15 protein-coding genes and 1 pseudogene are annotated in these 18018 nt (G+C 70.9%); 10 read left to right on the forward strand and 6 right to left on the reverse strand.

What is annotated here, in order from left to right; genetic code table 11:
• Positions 1 to 15: 15 nt before the first annotated feature.
• From SGFS_RS07365 to SGFS_RS07380, 4 genes and pseudogenes are all read left to right on the forward strand, one after another.
• Positions 16 to 648 carry a DUF5134 domain-containing protein gene (locus SGFS_RS07365; RefSeq protein WP_286248662.1) on the forward strand — a complete coding sequence of 211 codons (633 nt, stop codon included), beginning with the start codon at positions 16 to 18 and terminating at the stop codon, positions 646 to 648.
• Positions 649 to 756: 108 nt separating this feature from the next.
• A complete protein-coding gene (locus SGFS_RS07370) occupies positions 757 to 1692 on the forward strand; it encodes a M56 family metallopeptidase (RefSeq protein ID WP_286248664.1) in 936 nt (311 codons plus the stop codon).
• 163 nt (positions 1693 to 1855) lie between these two features.
• A pseudogene (locus SGFS_RS07375) lies at positions 1856 to 2527 on the forward strand (phosphatase PAP2 family protein); the annotation flags it as partial.
• Between the two features lie 349 nt (positions 2528 to 2876).
• Positions 2877 to 3575, forward strand: coding sequence for an HAD family hydrolase (locus tag SGFS_RS07380; RefSeq protein ID WP_286248665.1), 699 nt, complete (start codon positions 2877 to 2879; stop codon positions 3573 to 3575).
• 353 nt (positions 3576 to 3928) lie between these two features.
• Here the strand turns inward: SGFS_RS07380 and SGFS_RS07385 are convergent, their stop codons facing one another.
• Complete coding sequence (locus tag SGFS_RS07385) at positions 3929 to 5440, reverse strand: LVIVD repeat-containing protein (protein ID WP_286248667.1); 1512 nt, start codon at positions 5438 to 5440, stop codon at positions 3929 to 3931.
• A gap of 236 nt (positions 5441 to 5676) precedes the next feature.
• On the opposite strand from SGFS_RS07385, the gene SGFS_RS07390 reads away from it, so the two are divergent.
• The gene (locus SGFS_RS07390) at positions 5677 to 6297 is read left to right on the forward strand and encodes a DUF305 domain-containing protein (protein ID WP_434028186.1); all 621 of its coding nucleotides are present in this window, start codon (positions 5677 to 5679) and stop codon (positions 6295 to 6297) included.
• A gap of 285 nt (positions 6298 to 6582) precedes the next feature.
• Positions 6583 to 7926: an FAD-dependent oxidoreductase gene (locus SGFS_RS07395; protein WP_286259834.1), complete on the forward strand. Its 1344-nt coding sequence runs from the start codon at positions 6583 to 6585 to the stop codon at positions 7924 to 7926.
• A 24-nt stretch (positions 7927 to 7950) separates the two neighbouring features.
• On the opposite strand, the gene SGFS_RS07400 is transcribed toward SGFS_RS07395, so the two are convergent.
• Positions 7951 to 8304: an ArsR/SmtB family transcription factor gene (locus tag SGFS_RS07400; protein ID WP_286248671.1), complete on the reverse strand. Its 354-nt coding sequence runs from the start codon at positions 8302 to 8304 to the stop codon at positions 7951 to 7953.
• A 147-nt stretch (positions 8305 to 8451) separates the two neighbouring features.
• Between SGFS_RS07400 and SGFS_RS07405 the strand changes: the two genes are divergently transcribed.
• On the forward strand, positions 8452 to 9531 hold the full coding sequence (locus SGFS_RS07405; RefSeq protein WP_286248674.1) for an NADH:flavin oxidoreductase/NADH oxidase: 1080 nt from the start codon (positions 8452 to 8454) through the stop codon (positions 9529 to 9531).
• Positions 9532 to 9543: 12 nt separating this feature from the next.
• On the opposite strand, the gene SGFS_RS07410 is transcribed toward SGFS_RS07405, so the two are convergent.
• The 3 genes from SGFS_RS07410 to SGFS_RS07420 all read right to left on the reverse strand — a co-directional run bounded on the left by SGFS_RS07410 (position 9544) and on the right by SGFS_RS07420 (position 13483).
• Positions 9544 to 10839 (reverse strand): SGNH/GDSL hydrolase family protein, encoded by a 1296-nt coding sequence (locus tag SGFS_RS07410; protein WP_286259836.1) that lies wholly within the window; start codon positions 10837 to 10839, stop codon positions 9544 to 9546.
• A gap of 169 nt (positions 10840 to 11008) precedes the next feature.
• The gene (locus SGFS_RS07415) at positions 11009 to 12352 is read right to left on the reverse strand and encodes an extracellular catalytic domain type 1 short-chain-length polyhydroxyalkanoate depolymerase (RefSeq protein ID WP_286259837.1); all 1344 of its coding nucleotides are present in this window, start codon (positions 12350 to 12352) and stop codon (positions 11009 to 11011) included.
• Between the two features lie 33 nt (positions 12353 to 12385).
• On the reverse strand, positions 12386 to 13483 hold the full coding sequence (locus SGFS_RS07420; RefSeq protein ID WP_286248675.1) for a non-reducing end alpha-L-arabinofuranosidase family hydrolase: 1098 nt from the start codon (positions 13481 to 13483) through the stop codon (positions 12386 to 12388).
• Between the two features lie 418 nt (positions 13484 to 13901).
• On the opposite strand from SGFS_RS07420, the gene SGFS_RS07425 reads away from it, so the two are divergent.
• Entirely contained in the window at positions 13902 to 14879 is a 978-nt protein-coding gene (locus tag SGFS_RS07425) for a pectate lyase family protein (protein WP_286248676.1), read from the forward strand.
• A gap of 38 nt (positions 14880 to 14917) precedes the next feature.
• A complete protein-coding gene (locus tag SGFS_RS07430; RefSeq protein ID WP_286248678.1) occupies positions 14918 to 15700 on the forward strand; it encodes a pectate lyase in 783 nt (260 codons plus the stop codon).
• Between the two features lie 215 nt (positions 15701 to 15915).
• On the opposite strand, the gene SGFS_RS07435 is transcribed toward SGFS_RS07430, so the two are convergent.
• Complete coding sequence (locus SGFS_RS07435; protein ID WP_286248680.1) at positions 15916 to 16491, reverse strand: Rv1733c family protein; 576 nt, start codon at positions 16489 to 16491, stop codon at positions 15916 to 15918.
• 190 nt (positions 16492 to 16681) lie between these two features.
• On the opposite strand from SGFS_RS07435, the gene SGFS_RS07440 reads away from it, so the two are divergent.
• The gene (locus SGFS_RS07440) at positions 16682 to 17836 is read left to right on the forward strand and encodes a WD40/YVTN/BNR-like repeat-containing protein (RefSeq protein WP_434026461.1); all 1155 of its coding nucleotides are present in this window, start codon (positions 16682 to 16684) and stop codon (positions 17834 to 17836) included.
• Positions 17837 to 18018: the final 182 nt, after the last annotated feature.

The following is an 18018-nucleotide window of genomic DNA, read 5'->3' on the forward strand; positions in this document are numbered from 1 at the left end:
GCGGGGAGGTGCGCGGTGCACGGACCTGCTTCGCCCGGCTGGCTGCTGGTCGCGTTGTGCGGCCTGACCGGGACCTACTGCCTGCTGCGGATGCGCAGCGCCGTCGAGGAGCAGCGCCGGGCCGCGGGCGGCGAGGCACTCATGGGCTTCGGCATGGCCGCGATGGCCGTGCCCGCGGCCGTCGTCGCGCCGCCGCGCTGGGCCTGGCTGGCGTACACGGCCGTGTTCGGGACGGCCGCCTTGCACGCGCTGTGGTCGGCCCGGACGACCGGCCGACACCATCTGCACCACCTGGTGGGGGCGGTCGCGATGGTCTACATGGCCGCGGTGATGGCCGCCTCCCCCGGCGGCGGACACGGCGGCGCGGGCCTGCCGCTCGTCACCGGCACCCTTCTGCTGTACTTCGCGGGCTATGTGCTGTGGTCCGGCGCACGGCTGATACCCGTCCCGGCCGCCGTTGCCGTGAGCCCGCCAATCATCGCGTCCGAACCGCGAAACCTCGCGTCCGTACCACGAACCGTCGCGTCCGCACCACGAACCGTCGCGGCGGGCTCACGGCCCCTCGGCTGGGGCGACCGGCCGGAGTTGTCACAGGCGTGCCGGCTGTCCATGGGCATCGGGATGCTGGCAATGCTGCTGACGGTCTGAGCGGCCCGAATCGCCGGTCCGACAGCGGGTTTTACAGAACCGTGGTCTGCGTCACTTGCCGCCCCGGCCCATGTCGCCGCGCCCCGCCCCGCTCATAGGCTTCGGCCCATGATGGTCCCCGCGGCACTGTTGCTGCTCGGCGCTCTGCTCGCCGTCGTCGCCCCGAGGCTGCTGGCCCGGGCCGACTGGCCGGACCGTGAACCGGTGGTCGCCCTGTGGGTGTGGCAGTGCGTCGTGGCGGCGGTTCTGCTGTGCTGCGCGCTGTCGATGACGCTGAGCGCGGCCGACGCCTGGACGGCCGTGCGCGGGCAGGTGTTCGCGTCGGCGCCGCGCCCCGTGGTGGAGGCGTACGCGTGGGGTACGGGCGACTCGTGGGCGGCGGCCACCGCCGTGACGCTCGCGTGCGGTGGCCTGTGGACCGGGACGATGCTGGTCCGTGAGGTCGTACGGGCCCGGCGGCGGCATCGGCTTCGCGAGGCCGAAGTGCTGTCGCGCGCGCCGCTGTTGCCCGGCGAGGAGCCGGACCCCGGGCGTCTCGTCGTCCTCGAGGGCGAGCAGCCGGACGCCTGGTGGCTCTCGGGGTCGGCACCCCGGTTGGTCATCACCACGGCCGCGTTGCGGCGGCTGAAGGGGCGGCAGGTGGACGCGGTGCTGGCCCATGAGCAGGGGCATGCCCGGGCCCGCCACCACTGGCTGCTGCACTGCTCGGCGGCGCTGGCGGGAGGCTTCCCCCGGGTGCCGGTGTTCGCGGCGTTCCGCGACGAGATGCACCGCCTTGTCGAACTCGCCGCCGACGACACGGCCTCCCGCCGCTACGGCCGTCTCACCATCGCCCTCGCGCTCGTCGGGCTGAACGAGGACCGGGGCGTGTTCGGGCCCTGCCCGACCCCGGAGGCACATGTGCCTCAGCGCGTGAACCGCCTGCTCACGCCCCCGGAGCGGCTCCCGGCGGTACGGCGACTGCGGCTGACCGCGTGCGCGGCCCTGGTGCCGGTGGTCCCGGTGCTGGTGACGTTCATGCCGGGGCTGCGGGCGCTCGGGTAGGGACTCGCGCCGGGCCCGCCGGGCAACGGGGAGACCAAGGGCGGGCAAAGGGCAGGCCAAGTACAACGGTCGAGGGGCGGCCTGTGCTCCGGTCGCGGCGCGTGACAGTGATCTCACGCCCCGGCGTTGGCCTGGGACCCCGGGGGTCGGCGAGGATCCCTGTATGCACTCCCCCACCGTCGACTCGCCGCCCCACCGCCCGTCGGCCGACCGCAGCGCCCGCGCCGCCGTGGCGTTCGCGGTGCCCTCCGTCGTCCTCCTCGTCCTGGTCGCGCTCTCCTGGGGGCCGCTCATGTCGCTGGACGAGGGCATCGCGGACACCACGCACAGATGGGCGCTCGACGACCCGGGGACCACGCACGCGTTCCGCATCCTGACGGACTGGGTCTGGGACCCGGTGACGATGCGACTGCTGGCTGCGGCCGCCGCGATCTGGCTGGTGTGGCGCCACGCGGCCTGGCTGCTCGCCGCCTGGCTGGTCGTCACCTGCGCGGTGGGTACGGCCGTGCAGCAGGGCCTGAAGGCCGCGGTGGGCCGGGAGCGGCCTTCGTGGCCCGACCCCGTCGACTCCGCCCATTACGCGGCGTTTCCCTCGGGCCACGCCATGACGGCGACGGTGGTGTGCGGCCTGCTGCTCTGGCTCCTGCATGTGTACGGCGCCGGCCGGACCGTCATGCGTGCCGCGCTCGCGGTGTCCGTGGTCTCGGTCCTCGGGGTCGGTCTGACCCGGATCTGGCTCGGTGTGCACTGGACCTCGGACGTGGTGGGCGGCTGGCTGCTGGGGATGCTGACGGTCGCGCTGGCGGTGCTGGCGTACGAGCGATGGAACGGCCCCGCGCGGATCCGCCCTGCCACGGAGAGGACTTCACGTGGCTCGGAACGGACTTCACTTGGCTCGGAGAGGACTTCACGTGGCTCGGAGAGGACTTCACGTGGCTCGCAGCGGACTCCACGCGGCTCGGAGCGGACTTCACGCTCCCCACGCTCCCCAGGGCGTACTGAGCGCGCCCCGGCGCGTACTGAACGTGCCCCAGGCCGTACTGAGCGCGGCCCAGGCCGGTACTGAGCGCGGCCCAGGCCGTACTGAGCGCGGCCCAGGCCGGTACTGAGCGCGCCCCGGGGCGTACTGGGCGTGACTCAGGGCGTACTTGACCGGCGAGGGGCGTCGGCCGAAGGATCGCGGCATGACGATCAAAGCCGTGCTGTTCGACTTCTCCGGGACGCTCTTCCGTATCGAGCCGACGGAGTCCTGGCTGCGCGCGGTGCTCACCGAGGCCGGTGTCGCCCTGTCGGAGCCGAAGTTGACGCTGGCGGCCGAAGCGCTGGAGCGGGCGGGCGCACAGGCGGGCGGGGCACTCCCGGCCGAGGCGCCGGCGGGTGAGCTGGGCGACCTGTGGGCGGTCCGGGACCACAGCGCCGAGCGGCACCGGGCCGCGTACACGGGCCTCTCCCGTCAGGTGCGTCTCCCCGACCCGGCCCTCCACGACGCGCTGTACGACCGCCACATGGCCCCGCGAGCCTGGAGCCCGTACCCCGACGCGGCCGAGGTGCTCGCCGGCCTGCGGGAACGCGGGGTGGCCGTCGGTGTGGTGAGCAACATCGGCTGGGATCTGCGGCCGGTGTTCCGCGTCCACGACCTCGACCCGTATGTGGGCGCGTATGTGCTGTCGTACGAGCACAGCCTCCAGAAGCCGGACCGGCGGTTGTTCGCCCTTGCCTGTGAGGCGCTCGGAGTCGACGCGCGGGACACGCTGATGGTCGGTGACGACCGGCGCGCCGACGGCGGTGCGGCGGCTCTGGGCTGTGGGGTGCACTTCGTGGACCATCTGCCCGTGGACCGACGCCCCGACGGGCTGCGGCCGGTGCTGGATCTGATCGGCTGACGGCCCGCGTCCGGGCCTGGGGCCTGTCGTTCGGATCACGCCCGGGTCGTGGGGAGTGGCACGCACATGGCGCACCGGCCCGGAGCCGGCGTGATCCGAACGACAGGCCCTGGCATCCGCCGGGGTCCGTTCCGGGCCATCCCCCGTTTGGCCCGAAACGGACAGCGGCTCCGGGCTGGACCACACAGGGTCGCCACCCGGAAGCGCTGAGTTTAGTTGACTGGCGGCCAGTCAACGCGGGAGTTACAGGATGTCCCCGCGCGGCCCCTCGGTCAATGAAGGAGGCGCGGCGGCCGGTCCGGGGAACGACCGCCGCGCGACATCGTTGCCAGGCACAGGTCGTGCCGGGAGTGCTACCAGTGGAAGCCGAAGTAGTCCGGCTGTGTCTGCACGTTGAGTTCGCGCAGGTGGACCCACTTGGCCGGGTCCGTGCGCCGGTCGTCGAGCTTCAGGACGTCCAAGCCCTTCACGATGTCGTTCGAGTAGATGTAGCCGTTGTAGTAGTACGCCGACCAGGAGCCGCCGACCTGCAGCGAGCCGGTGCTCAGCGGGCCGCGCTCGAAGTAGGCGATCTCCTTGGGCTTGGTGGAGTCGGTGAAGTCCCAGACGGAGACGCCGCCCTGGTACCAGGCCTGGACCATGATGTCCTTGCCCTTGACCGGGATCAGCGAGCCGTTGTGGGCGACGCAGTTCTCGGTGTCCGCCTGGTGGCGCGCGATCTTGAAGTAGCTCTTGAAGACGAGCTTGCGCTGGTCGCCCTTGCCGACGATGTCGTAGACGCCGTCGGCGCCGCGGTTCGGGCCGATCGCCTCGTTGCAGGTGGCGCCGACGCCACCGCCCAGTTCGTCGGTGAAGACGACCTTGTTCGCCTTCTCGTTGAAGGTCGCCGAGTGCCAGAACGCGAAGTTCACGTTGTCCTGGATGCGGTCGATGACCTCCGGGTTCTCCGGGTCCTTGATGGAGAACAGGATGCCGTCGCCCATGCAGGCACCGGCGGCCAGGTCCTTCGACGGCAGCACCGTGATGTCGTGGCAGCCGGTGGTCTTGCTGACGCCCGGGTTGGTCGGCGAGCCCGGGTTGCCGCCGCCGTCGGGGCCCTCACCGGGGAACAGCACCGGGAAGTTCACCACGGCCGCCTCTTCGGGGGCCCTGCGCGGCACCTTGATGACGGAGATGCCGTCGTGGGGCGGCTGGCAGTCGGGGAACGCGGCGTTGGGCGAGTACGAGGCGACGTAGACGTAGACGTTCCTGCGCTCGGGCACCAGCGTGTGGGTGTGCGAGCCGCAGGCGGTCTCGACGGCGGCGACGTACTTCGGGTTCTTCTTGTCGCTGATGTCGAAGATCTTCATGCCCTCCCACGACGACTTCTCGGTCGCGGGCTGCGTCGTGCTGTTGCACGAGTTGTCGCTGCGCGAGGAGTCGGTGGAGAGGAAGAGCAGGTCGCCGGAGACGGAGATGTCGTTCTGTCCGCCCGGGCACAGCACCTGGGCGACCGTCTTCGGGGCTCTGGGGTTGCTGATGTCGAAGATGCGGAAGCCGTCGTAGTTGCCCGCGAAGGCGTACCTGCCCTGGAAGGCGAGGTCCGAGTTGGTGCCCGCCAGGGTGTCCTTCGGGATGTTGACGAGGTGCTCGATGTTGGCGGAGTGCACGATCTCGTCCTGGCCCGGGATCTCACCGGCCGCGATCGCGGCCCGCGCCGCGGCGGCGTCACTCTTGGAGACCTTCTCCCGTCCTGCGGGCGCGTCCCCAGGGTCGGGGGTCGCGGCCGCGGGACCGGCCGTGAGCAGCGCGGCCAGGAGTCCGGCGGCCACCGCGCCGGCTCCCATGCGTCTGCGCCGCGTTCGAAGGCTGTCTAACAGGATCACTGCGTCCTCCCTTGTAGCCGTTCGCACTTGAACGGTTCACGGTTCTCCGCAGTATCGTCTTCATCATGCACAGATCAATAGGTGGGCAATGTGTTTGTAACGAACCTTTTGATCATGCAGGCCGGAAAGCATGCTAGGAACGGTCGTCAACACCCACAAGGTGGACGCCCGTCGTCGTGCCCCAGGAGGTCACTGTGCCCGTTCGCCGTACGTTTCGCGCACCGCTGGTCGGGGCCATGCTCACGGCCGCCGTACTCGTGCTCGCGGGCTGCGACTCCGGGTCGGACTCCGACGCGGACGGCGACTCGGCCACGGCGACCGGGCCCTCGGTGATTGCCCCCGGGAAGCCCGGCGAGGCGGCGAGAACGCTCTCGCCGGAGGAGGCCGAAAAGCAACGCGCCGAGGACGACTCGCCGAACTCCGCGGACTTCTCGTACGCCCGCATGATGATCGAGCATCACACCCAGGCCCTGGAGATGACCGAACTCGCCCCGGAACACGCCGGATCGGACCGGGTGAAACGGCTCGCCGAGCGCATCACGGCCGCGCAGAAGCCGGAGATCGCCTCCATGGAGAGTTGGCTGAAGAACAACGACGCCGACAAGAAGGGCACTTCGCACAAGCACGAGGCGATGCCCGGCATGGCGACCGAGGAACAGCTGAAGCGGCTGGGCGAGTTGAAGGGCAAGGCGTTCGACAAGCTCTTCCTCAAGCTGATGATCACGCATCACGACGGGGCGATCACGATGGCCACGGAGGTGAAGGGGCAGGGCAACAACATCCAGATCGAGGAGATGGCGGACGACGTGATCGCCCAGCAGACCGCCGAGATCGACCGGATGCGCGACATGCGGTAGGCGCGTCGAGCGACGAGTGTGACGCACATCACCGCGAGCGCCGGGTCGCAGCCCTCCCTCTGGGCCACCAGACGCAGGATCCGCGTTCCCGGTCGCCGACGCGACCCCGCGCGCCTCGGAAATAACGCTTCCAGCGCACACGTAACGTAACCTGGCGATCACATTCGGCATCACCGGGCACGCATCCACCGCCGCCCACGGCACCCTGTCAGCGCAGCGGTGGTGGTGCGATGCTGGAGGCATCAGCGATCTCCTCGGGTGACTCGGGTAAGGAGTTCCGCCGTGGTGCTGCGTGTCGCCGTCGTCGGCTCGGGGCCGAGCGGGTGCTACACCGCCCAGAGCCTCGTCCAGCAGGACCCCTCTGTACGCGTCGACGTCCTGGACCGGCTGCCCTGCCCGTACGGCCTGGTGCGGTACGGCGTGGCGCCGGACCACGAGAAGATCAAGTCGCTGCAGAACAACCTGCGCACGGTCCTGGAGCACGACCGGGTGCGCTTCCTCGGCAGGGTGCGGGTGGGGCCGGAGGGCGTGCCGGTGGCCCGGCTCCGCGAGCTCTACCACGCGGTCGTGTACTGCGTGGGCGCCGCGACGGACCGCAAGCTCGGCATCCCGGGTGAGGAGCTGCTCGGCAGCTGGTCCGCGACCGAGTTCGTGTCCTGGTACAGCGCGCATCCGGACGCCGTCGCGGAGGGTTTCGTGCTCGGCGCGCGGGCGGCCGTGGTGATCGGCGTCGGGAACGTCGCGGTGGATGTGACCCGGATGCTCGCACGGGGCCCGGCCGAGCTGAGCCCCACCGACATGCCGCAGGGCGCGCTCACCTCGCTCGCCGCCAGCGAGGTCGCCCAGGTCCACATGGTGGGCCGCCGGGGCCCGTCCCAGGGCCGCTTCACCACCAAGGAGCTGCGTGAACTGGGCACCCTCCCGGACACCCGGGTCACCGTCAACCCGGCGGAGCTGGAACTCGACCCGGCCTACGTCGACCCCTCGGCCCTGCCCGCGCCCCAGCGCCGCAACGTGGAGGTCCTGCGCGGCTGGGCCACCGCACCGCCCACCGAGGGCCGCCACCGCATCCGCCTGCGTTTCTACCTCCGCCCCGTCGAAATCCTCGCCGACGGCGACCGCGTGTGCGGGGTCCGCCTGGAGCGCACGACACCGGACGGCCACGGCGGAGTCACCGGCACCGGCCGCTACGAGGAGATCGAGGCCCAGTTGGTCCTCCGCTCGGTCGGCTACCGCGGGGTCCCCCTGGACGACCTCCCCTTCGACTCGGCCCACGGCACCGTCCCGCATCTGGCCGGCCGCGTCCTGCGGGACGGCGCGGCAGCCACGGGCGAGTACGTGTCCGGCTGGATCAAGCGGGGCCCGACGGGTGTGATCGGCACGAACAGGCCGTGCGCGAAGGAGACGGTGACTTCCTTGCTGGAGGACGCGCCGGAGCTGGTACGCCGTGAGGTGCCGGACGACCCACTGGCGGAGCTGAGGGCGCAGGGCGTCAGCCCGGTGCAGTGGTCGGGCTGGCAGTCCATCGAACGGGCGGAGGCGGAGCTGGGCGCGTCGCTGGGCAGGGGCGTGGTGAAACTGCCGGACTGGGAGTCACTCATGACCGCCGCCCAGGGGGCGCCTGCGTAGGGCCGTGCCGCGTCGATGTGCGACTCAGCCGTCGCCGAGCCGGACGGCCTGGCGCGCGGCGGCGTCGAGGAGAGCGTCGAGAAGGCCCGGGAAGAGGTCGTCCAGGTCGTCCCGGCGCAGGTCGTTCATCTTGGCCGTGCCCCGGTAGACCTGCCGGATCACGCCGCTCTCGCGCAGCACCCGGAAGTGGTGGGTGGTCGTGGACTTGGTGACCGGCAGGTCGAAGTACGAACAGGAGAGCTCGTCGGCGGCGTCGGCGAGCTCTCGCACGACGCGCAGCCGCACGGGGTCGGAGAGCGCGTGCAGCACGGCCTCCAGCCGGATCTCCGCGCGCTCCGGATGGGCGAGGTCACGGCTGCCTGCGGCGGGCGATGTCACGGCGGACTCCATTCGTCACGGTCGTCACGGGAATGTGCCGGCACCGGCATCCCATTGTACGAGACCTATCGTAGTTTGACATTCACCGTACTACGATGCCTATCGTACGAGCAGCAGTGACCGATCCCGTGACGAATGGAGTCCGCCGTGAGCGCGCTCTTCGAGCCCTACACCCTGCGTGAACTGACCATCCCGAACCGGGTGTGGATGCCCCCGATGTGCCAGTACTCGGCCGCGCACGAGGGCCCCGGGACAGGCGCACCCGACGACTGGCACTTCGCGCACTACGCGGCTCGCGCCACCGGCGGCACGGGGCTGATCATCGTCGAGGCGACCGCCGTCGCCCCCGAGGGCCGGATCACGCCGTACGACCTCGGCATCTGGAACGACACCCAGGTCGAGGCCTTCCGCCGGATCACCCGGTTCCTCAAGGACCAGGGCTCGGTGCCCGCGGTCCAGCTCGCGCACGCCGGCCGCAAGGCGTCGACCGGCCTGCCGTGGCAGGGCGGGGCACCGATCGGCCCGGAGGCGTACGGCTGGCAGCCGGTCGCGCCCAGCGCGCTGCCCTTCGACGAAGGGCATCCCGTACCGACGGAGTTGACGGTCGAACAGATGAGCGCGGTCGCCGAGCAGTTCGCGGACGCGGCCCGGCGTGCCCTCGCCGCGGGCTTCGAGGTCGTCGAGATCCATGGCGCCCACGGCTATCTGATCAACGAGTTCCTCTCCCCGTACTCCAATCACCGTACGGACGAGTACGGCGGCCCGTACGAGAACCGGGTCCGGTTCGCCCTCGAAGTCGTGGACGCCGTACGGGAGGTGTGGCCGGACGACAAGCCGCTGTTCTTCCGGATCTCGGCCACCGACTGGCTGGCGGAGAACGGCTGGACGGCCGACGACACGGTCCGTTTCGCCGCCGAACTGCACGCGCACGGTGTGGACCTCCTCGACGTCTCCACCGGCGGCAACGCCCCCGCCGTCCGCATCCCGACCGGTCCCGGCTACCAGGTGCCCTTCGCCGCCCGGGTCAGGAACGAGACGCCGATGGCCGTCGCCGCGGTCGGTCAGATCACCGAGCCCGAGCAGGCCGAGAAGATCCTTGCCGGCGGCGAGGCCGACGCGGTCCTGCTGGGCCGGGAGCTGCTGCGCGACCCGTCCTGGGCCCGCCGGACGGCCCGCGAACTCGGGGGCGAGGTGTGGGTGCCGAAGCAGTACCACCGGTCGGTGTGAGCCGCGCCGAGGTCAGCGCAGCAGGCTCGGCGGTACGGCTTCGGCCAGGAGGCGGTAGCCCTCGGGGTTGAGGTGCAGCCAGTCGCCGTCGTGGAGGTCGGCGCGGAGGCGGCTCGGGTTCTGCGGGTCGCGGACGGCGCGGTCGAAGTCGATGACCGCGTCGAAGCGGCCGCTCGTGCGGATCCAGGTGTTGACCGCCTGCCGGGCCGCCTCACGGTGCCCGTCGGGGTCGTCGTACGAGGTGTTGCCGTCGAAGGGCAGCAGGGTCGCGCCGTAGACGCGGATGCCCTGGGCGTGTGCCCGGACGACGATCTGCTCGTACGCGGCGATCAGGTCGTCGGTGACGCGCCGCTGGGCGGCGGGGGTCGCCTCTGCGGTGCCGAGGTCGTTGACGCCCTCGAAGACGATGAGCTTCTCGACGGCACTGTGGGCGAGGATGTCGCGGTCCAGGCGGGCGAGCGCGTTCGGGCCGAGTCCGTCGTTGAGGACCCGGTTGCCGCCGGCCGCCTGGTTGACCACCGCGATGTTCCGGCCGGCGGGGCTCGCCTGAAGACGGTCGAAGAGCTGGTCGGGCCAGCGGTTGTTGCCGTTGGTCGTCGAGCCCCGGCCGTCGGTCAGGGAGTCGCCGAGGACGGCGACCGCGGTCGTACGGGCCGGGGACAGCACCTCCACGTCGCTCAGCAGATACCAGTGGTTGACCGGGGTCGCCCCGGGCAGCTCCTCGTCCCGGGTGTGGTCGCCGCTCTGGAGGTACGAGGTGGTGCGGGAGCCCGGGTGGGAGGTGAGGGCGAGGGTCTGCTGGCCCGTGGCGAGGTACGCCGTCACGGTCAGGTTGCTGCCCGGTTCCAGGTCGAACTCCAGTGGGTCCGAGACCACTTGGGCGCCGACCGGCACCGTTGTGGCCTCCCGGCCGCTGAAGGTCACCGTCCGGGAGGTGCCGGGCTGGATCGCGCCGACGCCTGCCTGGCCATGGCGCGGGAGGGCCACGGTCACCGAGGTCAGCGGCAGTGGGGCGCCGCCGAAGGCGTTGGAAAAGCGCAGCCGGAGGCGGGGCCCGCCGGTGGTGACGTGCACGGTCTGCCGCAGGGTGGTGTCGACGAGGACCGCCCGGTCACCGGTGAACGGCGCGGGTGGCATGTTGCCCGGCTCCGTGAGCTGCGGCATCGCCGACCAGGTGTTCACCCAGTGGCGCCGGGCGGCCGCGGCCTCGGCCCCGGCTCCTGAGGTCCGCTCCGGGCTCCTGACCAGGGCCACCACGGCGGAGGACGTGACGATGAGGGCCAGGACGAGGACGCAGGTGGCGATCAGCCCGGCGAGCGGCGCCCTTCCCGATGGCTGGAGGCTGCTGGAGGACCGGGCGCTTCTCGGCTGCTGCACGTGCGGGGTGCCTTTCTGCCGGGAGAGTGGAACACGAAAGGTGTCCGGGCGCGCACCGAGGCACGCGCCCGGAGAGGCCGGTCCCGAAGGACCCGACCCGTCAAGCAGTCGTGCAGGCCGTGCCGTTGAGGCTGTACGCGGTGGGTGCGGCGATGTTGCCGGTGTGGTTCGCCTGGTAGCCGATGCTCACACTCGCGCCCGGTGCGATCGCCGCGTTGTACGTGGCGTTGGTCGCGGTCACGGCACCGCTCGCCGGGCTGTATGTGGCGCCCCAGCCGTTGGTGATGGCCTGGCCGGAGGGCAGGGTGAAGCCCAGCTTCCAGCCGTTGACCGCCGTCGTCCCGGTGTTGGTGATGGTCACGGAGGCGGTCAGGCCGGTGTTCCAGGCGCTGGTGGTGACGGTCACCTTGCAGGGGCCCGCCGGGGGCTGGGGCGCGGGCCCTGAGCCGTTGAGGCCGAAGAAGGTCAGCACGCGCTCGCCCATGCCCCAGGCGTACAGGTTGTGTCCGACGCCCTGGAGGCTGACGGCCTCGACGGAGGCGCGGTCACCGGTGCCGCCGTAGCGGGTGCGGGTCCAGCCGGACTGGGGCGTGTCGGTGGCGGCCGGCGTCTGGCTGACGCCGTGCACATTGGTCCACTGCTTGATCTCCTCGCCGAAGTTGGGGTAGCGCAGCACGTCGTCCTCGGTGCCGTGCCAGACCTGCATCCGGGGCCGGGGGCCGGTGTAGCCGGGGTACGAGCCGCGGACGAGGTCGCCCCAGGCCTGCGGGGTGCGCGTGATGGTGCCGTTCGCGCAGTCGCTGTTCCACTCGGAGCCGTTGGTGGTGGCGAAGCAGGCGAAGGGGACGCCCGAGAAGGCGGCGCCCGCCGCGAACACGTCCGGGTAGTCGCCGAGCAGGACGTTGGTCATCATCGCGCCGGAGGAGATACCGGTGGCGAAGACACGGCTGGTGTCGGCGGAGTAGGTGCGGACCGTCCAGTCGACCATCGACTTGATGCCCACGGGGTCGCTGCCGCCGCCCCGGCGCAGCGCCTGGGGCGAGGAGACGTCGAAGCACTTGCTGCTGCGGGTGACGGACGGGTACACGACGATGAAGCCGTAGCGGTCGGCGAGCTGGGCGTACTCGGTGCCGTTGTACATGGCGGGGCCGGAGCCGGTGCAGTAGTGCACGGCCACGACGATGGCCGGCTTCGTGGTGACGCTCTCCGGCACGTACAGGTACATCTGGAGGTTGCTGGGGTTCTCACCGAAGTTGGTGATCTCGGTGAGCGCGGCGCGGGGCGCCGCCTCGGCCTTCGCGTCCGGAGCCGCCTCGGCGAGTGACGACGGCTTCGGCAGGGGTGCGGCCGAGGCCGTGGGTGCGGTGAGGAGCGTGGCCGCGAGTAACGGCACCAGGGCTCCGATCAGCGTGACGAGAACCGCGCGCAGCGGTCTCCGCGCCATGTCGTGGGGGGTTCGGGGCACGTCCTTGTCCCTTCAGCAGGCGGAGTTGGTCTGGGTGAGCAGGCCCAGGCGCCAGGGCAGCTGGGAGTAGTCGCCGCTCGAGGCCGGGTCCATGCCCTGGTACAGGTACCGCAGCCGGCAGGGGTCGATCGTCTGGGTCTGGTCGACGCCGTCACGGATCAGGTCGCCGTGGCTGAAGTCCTTGGTCCAGGCCGGTGTTCCCGCCGGGAAGGTCACGTTGTTCGAGCGGATGAACGCATTGGCCTCGGTGTCCGCGAGCGGGGTCCAGGCACCGCCGAGGCGGTCGGCCGTCCAGGCCCGGAAGTAGCGCCGCCAGTCCGACTTGGTGGCGAGCGCCTCGACGAGCAGGAGGTACTTGCCGCTGTCGCCGATCCGGTAGACGTTGCTCGCCTCGAAGAGGTCGAAACGGTTCGGTTCGGAGAGCACGATCGCGGTCTCCCGGAAGCCGTTCGGGAACTCGCCGAGCGTGGTGCGGGAGCGGTACTGGTGGCCGTTGTCGTCGGAGAAGAACAGGTAGCAGTCGGTGCTGTCGCAGACCGTCCAGAAGTCGAGCCAGCCGCCGCTGCCCTTGTTCTGGGTGACGACGGGCGGCTCGGTGGCCATGAAGGTGCGCGGCGCGCTCCAACTGCGCGGATCGCCGGGTTCGGTGGTCGTGGAGTACGACGGCGGACCGGTCTGGTAGACCATGTACCAGAGCTTCTGCGGCGCGAAGTGGAACACCTGAGGGGCGGCGGCGTACCGGTTGCCGATGTTCGGGTTGACGTCGAGGAACGTCTGCGGCGCGGCCGCGGCCTGGGACCAGTCGGAGAAGCTGGTGTGGGCCAGGCTCCACGCGCCGGAGGTGTCGGCGGTCGTGGCGTAGACGTGCCACCGGTTGTCGTACCGGAACACCGACGGATCCTTGAGCGAGACGATCCGGTGGGTGGCGTCCGGCTTCGGGGAGATCAGCGGGCCGGTGGAGGACCAGCTGAAGGAGCCGGGCAGCGGGCCCGCGGAGCCGATCCGGGAGGCGTCGGCGGTCGCCGGGCCGGGGGACAGCACGGTCGGGCCGACGGCCAGTAACGCCAGGACAAGTCCGCTGATGAACGTACGCATACGTGGAGTCGCCATCGACTCACCCCTCTCGGAAGCGAAGCGTCCGGCGAGCATCGTGGCATGGACATGGCCGCCCTGGAAGCGCTCCCACGCGTCGAAAGAATTCGCTCGCGCCACGCGCCGGGAGCGCCCCGCACAGCCCGCCGGAGCGGGCGGAGAGACCGGGAGGGGCGCCCACCTGGGGCGACCGAATGTCTTCTGCGCAAAGCCTTGACTAGAAAGCGCTTGCTCCCTACGTTCCGTTCAGCAGTGTGAACCGCCCCTTCGCCGCACCCGCACGGCAATACACACCCGAGCCCCATCGGCCCGGAAACACGCACCTTCCAAAGTGCCGAGTACCCCACCTCGGCATCTCCGTCCGCGCGCAGCGATCAGATTCATGAACACCGTTCACACACATGGCCCACACGTTCTCCCTGAAGGGACGCACCCCATGCGTACCGTCCCCCCACGTACACATGCGCAAAGATCAGCCCTGGTGGCCGCGGCGGCCGCTCTCGTCTCCACCGCCGTCCTCGTCCTGCCCCAGTCGGCGACGGCCGCCGAGACCTCCCCCATCGGTTTCGGCGCCGGGACGACCGGGGGCGGCGGCGCCTCCGCGGTCACCGTCTCCACGCTCGCCGCCTTCAAGAGCGCCGTCACGGGTGACTCGGCCAAGGTGATCCGCGTCAGCGGCCTGATCTCACTGAGCGGTCAGGTGGACATCGGCTCCAACACGACGGTGCTGGGCGTGGGTTCGTCCTCGGGGTTCACCGGCGGCGGCCTGCGGATCAAGGAAGAGACCAACGTCGTCGTCCGCAATCTGAACATCAGCAAGCCGCTCGCGCCCGCCGACGGAATCACGGTCCAGGAGTCCACAAAGGTGTGGATCGACCACAACTCCTTCTCGGCGGACCGCACGCACGACAAGGACTACTACGACGGTCTGCTGGACATCAACCACGGCTCGGACCATGTGACGGTGTCCTGGAACACCTTCAAGGAGCACTTCAAGGGCTCGCTCGTCGGCCACAGCGACAACAACGCCTCCGAGGACACCGGGCACCTGAGGGTGACGTACCACCACAACCACTTCAGCAACGTCTACTCACGCATCCCCAGCCTGCGCTTCGGCACCGGGCACTTCTACAACAACTACGTGGACGGCGCCGAGACCGCCTGCCACTCGCGCATGGGCGCCCAGATGCTCGTGGAGAACAACGTCTTCCGCAACACAGGAGTCGCGGTCACCACGAACCGCAGCAGTGACGTGGACGGCTACGCCAATCTGCGCGGCAACGACCTCGGTGGGGCCGCCACCGAGATCTCCCGGACGGGCAGCTTCACCGCCCCGCCGTACGGCTACAGCGCCGAGCCCGCCTCGTCCGTCGTCGCCTCGGTCACCTCGGGCGCCGGCGCCGGAAAGCTCTGAGACCCCCCATCCGCTCGGACAACAGAAGGAATCGGGACATGACTTCTGCAACACGTCCGCGTGCCCGCACGCGCGCGCTGACCGGCACGCTCGCCGCGTTCAGCCTCTCGTTTGGCATGATCATGACTAGCGGGGCCTCGACCGCTAGCGCCGCCACCTGGCCGACACCGACCAGCAGCAAGCCGGTGACCTCGACCATCAAGGTGACCGGCACCAGGGACGGCGGCATGGTGCGCTACTACGGCAGCGGCGACCTGGCCGGCGACGGTCAGGAAGAGGGCCAGGACCCGATCTTCGAGCTCGCGGCCGGCGCGACACTGAAGAACGTCATCATCGGCGCGCCCGGCGCCGACGGCATCCACTGCGAGGGCAACTGCACGCTGCAGAACGTGTGGTGGGAGGACGTCGGCGAGGACGCGGCGACCTTCCGCGGCGGCTCCACCTACACGGTGACCGGCGGCGGCGCCAAGAAGGCGGCCGACAAGGTCTTCCAGCACAACGGGCCGGGCACCCTGAACATCTCCAACTTCGCCGTCAGCGAGTTCAAGACGCTCTACCGCTCGTGCGGCGACTGCTCCACTCAGTACACACGCAAGGTCAACCTCAACAACATCGAGGTCACCGGGACGGGTTCGACCGCACGGCTCGTCGGCATCAACGTCAACCGCAACGACGTCGCGACCCTGCGCAGGATCACGATCCTCAACGACAGCGGTCGCAAGGTCGTCCCGTGCCAGAAGTACAACAACAACGACTCGGCCGGTACGGGCCCCGACAGCACCAACTGCCTGTACTCCGCCTCGGACATCACCTACAGGTGAGACCGCTCATCATCTGACCGGTGGGTCCCTTCCCTGACGGCCGGACGGCGCCTTCCCCCACGGGCCTCGTCCGGCCGTCGGCCGTCGCAGACCTCGTCCGGCCGTCGGCCATCCGCGCGGGCGTCGCCACGGCCGTCGGCGCGGGGAGGGTGCTCGCCGCACGGAAGTGGGCTACCACCCGCGCGAGGAGGCGTTCGCCCGTACGAGTGGCGCGTTCACCAGGCCTTGCGCTCCCACAGCGGGCCGACGCGCTCCCAGGCCTCGTCCCACTCGTCCAGCCGCCGCCGCTCCAGCCGTCCGCGTACGACCCTGCCGCCCACGTACGGCACGGCCGCCACGCACACTCCCGCCAGGATGCCGACGAGGGTGGCGCGCAGCCGGGCCTGGGACGCCGAGGCGGGCTGGGTCACGAGGCGGCCCTCGGTGTCCGTCCAGACGGTGACCGAGGTGCCCTCGGCGCTGGCGGGCTCGACCCGGGCCTGCCCGTCGCGCGCGGAGCCGTCCGGCGCCGACCAGCGGACCTTGGACCACACCCGGTCGGCCCCGTTCGCGTCGGCCGGCTGCGGCGCGTCCTGGGTGAGGGTCGCGGTGACCGGACGCCACTCGGCGCGCTGCCGGGCGAGACCGGCCTCGACGGAGTCCGCCGACAGCAGTCCCGCGACCACCCCGCCGAACACGGTGAGGGCCCACACGGTGAGGACGACCCACCCCTCGAGCCGGTCGCTGCGCCGCCGCAGCGGATTGCGCCGCCATCGCCACAGCCACACCTTCGGACCACGGAATGCCGCCATCGCGGACACCCTCCTCATGGACGCGGGACATGCCGAACCGCTCTCCCATACGGGCCCGGCCCCACCGCTGCTCATGCGATGTGGGTCACCTCGCCCGGCCGCCGCCTCACCCGGCGCCCGCACCGCTCTCCCCCGGGTCCCCGACACCCCCTCTGACCTGCGGTGAAACGTCCTCGGAGGGTAACTGTCAGTGCCGGGGTGCAGACTGGCCGGTGACCGAGACAACCGACTGAGACGAAGACGTCCGGAGGTGGTCGGCATGGCCGACGTCCTGCTCACCGTGGGCACGCGCAAGGGGTTGTTCATCGGACGGCGGCGCGGCGGCGCCTGGGAGTTCGACGAGAGTCCGTACTTCAACGCGCAGGCCGTGTACGCGGTCGCCATCGACACCCGCGCGGACACGCCCCGCCTTCTGGTCGGCGGCGACAGCGCGCACTGGGGGCCGTCCGTGTTCCACTCCGACGACCTCGGCCGCACATGGACCGAGCCCGCGCGCCCGGCCGTCAGGTTCCCCAAGGACACCGGCGCCTCCCTGGAGCGGGTGTGGCAGCTGCATCCGTCGGCCGCCGAGCCGGACGTGGTGTTCGCGGGCACGGAACCGGCGGCGCTGTACCGCTCGGAGGACCGCGGCGAGACCTTCGAGCTGGTACGGCCGCTGTGGGAGCACCCGACGCGCGACCAGTGGGTGCCGGGTGGCGGCGGGGAGGGCCTGCACACCGTCCTCACCGACCGGCGGGACGCGCGGGCGGTGACCGTCGCCGTCTCCGCCGCCGGGGTGTTCCGCACGCGGGACGGCGGCGAGAGCTGGACACCCTCGAACTCCGGGGTCTCGGCGGTGTTCCTGCCGGACCCGAACCCGGAGTTCGGCCAGTGCGTGCACAAGGTCGCGCGGGACGCCGAGAAGCCGGACCGGCTGTATCTGCAGAACCACTGGGGGGTGTACCGCAGCGACGACGCGGGCGCGCACTGGTCGGACATCGGCGCGGGTCTGCCCTCGACGTTCGGATTCACCGCGGTCGCCCATCCGCGCCGCGGGGACACGGCGTACGTCTTCCCGATCACCGCGGACTCGGACCGGGTCCCCGCCGACCGGCGCTGCCGTGTCTTCCGCACGGCGGACGCGGGCGGCACCTGGGAGCCGCTGTCGCAGGGCCTGCCGCGCGAGGACCACTACGGCACGGTGCTGCGCGACGCGATGTGCACGGACGACGCCAACCCGGCGGGGGTGTACTTCGGCAACCGCAACGGCGAGGTGTACGCGTCGGCCGACGACGGAGACACCTGGCGCCAGTTGGCCTCGCATCTGCCGGACGTGCTGTGCGTGCGCGCGGCGGTGGTGGGCTGAGCGCCTTCCTTCAGGGAGATCGCAGCGAGAAAGGGCCGCCGTGAAGAGGGGGTGGGCCACAAAGAAAGGGGGATCACGTTGCCCGGATGGCACCCGTACCGATCACCAAAGCGCCCTGGAACGCGCACTGTTCGTCCACCGGACGGTCAACCCTGGTCGCCCTCCGACCGCCGGTTGATCTT

This window comes from Streptomyces graminofaciens (assembly GCF_030294945.1).
Lineage (GTDB): Bacteria > Actinomycetota > Actinomycetes > Streptomycetales > Streptomycetaceae > Streptomyces > Streptomyces graminofaciens.

Coding starts and splice junctions, on each gene's coding strand:
- SGFS_RS07380 (WP_286248665.1), top strand. CDS start 2,877: ATGACGATCAAAGCCGTGCTGTTCGACTTCTCCGGGACGCTCTTCCGT.
- SGFS_RS07420 (WP_286248675.1), bottom strand. CDS start 13,483: ATGGCGACTCCACGTATGCGTACGTTCATCAGCGGACTTGTCCTGGCG.
- SGFS_RS07415 (WP_286259837.1), bottom strand. CDS start 12,352: ATGGCGCGGAGACCGCTGCGCGCGGTTCTCGTCACGCTGATCGGAGCC.
- SGFS_RS07425 (WP_286248676.1), top strand. CDS start 13,902: ATGCGTACCGTCCCCCCACGTACACATGCGCAAAGATCAGCCCTGGTG.
- SGFS_RS07435 (WP_286248680.1), bottom strand. CDS start 16,491: ATGGCGGCATTCCGTGGTCCGAAGGTGTGGCTGTGGCGATGGCGGCGC.
- SGFS_RS07390 (WP_434028186.1), top strand. CDS start 5,677: ATGCTCACGGCCGCCGTACTCGTGCTCGCGGGCTGCGACTCCGGGTCG.
- SGFS_RS07370 (WP_286248664.1), top strand. CDS start 757: ATGATGGTCCCCGCGGCACTGTTGCTGCTCGGCGCTCTGCTCGCCGTC.
- SGFS_RS07430 (WP_286248678.1), top strand. CDS start 14,918: ATGACTTCTGCAACACGTCCGCGTGCCCGCACGCGCGCGCTGACCGGC.